Below are 1,555 nucleotides of genomic sequence, written 5' to 3'. Positions count from 1 at the left end.
GTCCGAAGCCACCTTCACCTGCGCGCACGAGGAGCCGCGGGCGCCCGCGCGGGACGCGAGCCCGGCGGTGGGCGCGCGGTCGTCCCGAACGGGAAGCCCTCGAGCGGCTGCCCGGCCCCGGCGCCCGGTCAGCCGCGCCGGTGGGACGCGCCCGGGGTGTGGCCGAACGAGCGGCGGAAGAGCTCGATGAACGCGCTGGCCGACGACCACCCGCTGCGGTGCGCCACCGCGGTCACCGGCACGTCGTCGGCCAGCAGGCGCAGGGCGTGGTAGAGGCGGAGCTGGGTGCGCCACTGCGGGAAGGTCATGCCCAGGTCGGCGCGGAACAGCCGGCTCAGGGTGCGTTCGCCCACCCCGACGGACGCGCCCAGCTCGGCCAGGGTGCGCGGGTCGGCCGGGTCGTCGTGCAGCACGGCGCACAGCGCCACCAGCCTGGGGTCGCGGGGCGCGGGCAGCTGGACGGCCCGCCGGGGCGAGGCGCGGAGCTGGTCCAGCAGCACGGCGCGCAGCCGCCGCCGCTCGGGGCGGTCCTCGTCCGGCTCGCGGGTGTAGGCGACGATCAGCTCCCGCAGCAGCGGGCTCACGGCGAGCACGGTCGGCTCGCGCAGGCCGAGCGGGTTGGTCCGGGCGGGCAGGCCGACCAGGTGGAGGACGACCCGGCCGTGGGCGCGGTGCGCGTGCGCGGTGCCCGCCGGCACCCAGATCGCCTGCGTCGCCGGGGCGAACCAGGTGCCCGCGCCCGTCGTCACCGCCACCACGCCGGAGGCGGCGTAGGCGATCTGGTGCTCGTCGTGGCGGTGCGCGTCGATGGCCGCCGACGGCCCCAGCCGCCGGGTCCGCGTCGGGGCCCGCGGCAGGTGGCGGATTTCCGGCATGGACTGGCACTTTATCGGAAGCGGGACAGCGGTCGCGGCGGCGAGGCTCCCGGCATGGCCAAGAGTTCCCGCCACCGCCGCGGTCCGGTGACCCTGCTGTCGACCGGTCACGCGTGCGTGGACGTCTACCAGGGGTCGGTCGCCGCGCTGGTGCCGTTCCTCGTGTCCGAACGGGCTTACCCGTACGCGGCCGCCGCCGGCGTGGTGCTGGCGGCGTCGCTGCTGTCCTCCGTCGCGCAGCCGCTCTTCGGGGTGCTCGCCGACCGCCGGTCGGTGCCGTGGCTGCTGCCGGTGAGCACCCTCGCCGCCGGGGCGGGCATCGCCCTGTGCGGCCTCACCGGGCAGTACGCGCTCACCCTGGCGGTGGTCGCCCTCTCGGGCGTCGGGGTGGCCGCGTACCACCCGGAGGCCGCCCGGGTCGCCAGGATCGCCGGCCGCGGCGACGACGCGGCGATGGGCTGGTTCAGCCTCGGCGGCAACCTCGGGTTCGCCGCCGCGCCGCTCCTGGTCTCCGGGGTGGTCGGCGCCGGGGGCCTGGCCGCGTCACCGCTGCTGGTGCTCCCGGCGCTCGTCGGGGCGCTGCTCTGCGCGGCGGCGCTGCGGTCGACGGGCAGGCGGCTGCCGCCCCGGGCCGACGACGCGTCCCGGTCACCGGCGGGCCGCGACGACCGGGCGTCGTT

The 1,555-nt window shown here is 78.1% G+C and carries 2 protein-coding genes; one reads left to right on the top strand and one right to left on the bottom strand.

Annotated features, from left to right (window positions below; translation table 11 throughout):
* Positions 1–128: 128 nt before the first annotated feature.
* Positions 129–875: an AraC family transcriptional regulator gene (locus tag ACFV4N_RS43630; RefSeq protein WP_499678582.1), complete on the bottom strand. Its 747-nt coding sequence runs from the start codon at positions 873–875 to the stop codon at positions 129–131.
* A 54-nt stretch (positions 876–929) separates the two neighbouring features.
* Between ACFV4N_RS43630 and ACFV4N_RS43625 the strand changes: the two genes are divergently transcribed.
* A partial coding sequence (locus ACFV4N_RS43625; RefSeq protein ID WP_499678581.1) for an MFS transporter occupies positions 930–1,555 on the top strand: 626 nt, incomplete at its 3' end.

Origin of the sequence: Actinosynnema sp. NPDC059797 (assembly GCF_042732085.1) — a bacterium.
Classification (GTDB): Bacteria; Actinomycetota; Actinomycetes; order Mycobacteriales; family Pseudonocardiaceae; genus Actinosynnema.
This window is presented reverse-complemented; position numbering and strand designations above follow the sequence as displayed.

Excerpts from the sequence above, each read along its gene's own strand:
- ACFV4N_RS43630 (WP_499678582.1), bottom strand. The coding sequence starts at position 875 with ATGCCGGAAATCCGCCACCTGCCGCGGGCCCCGACGCGGACCCGGCGG.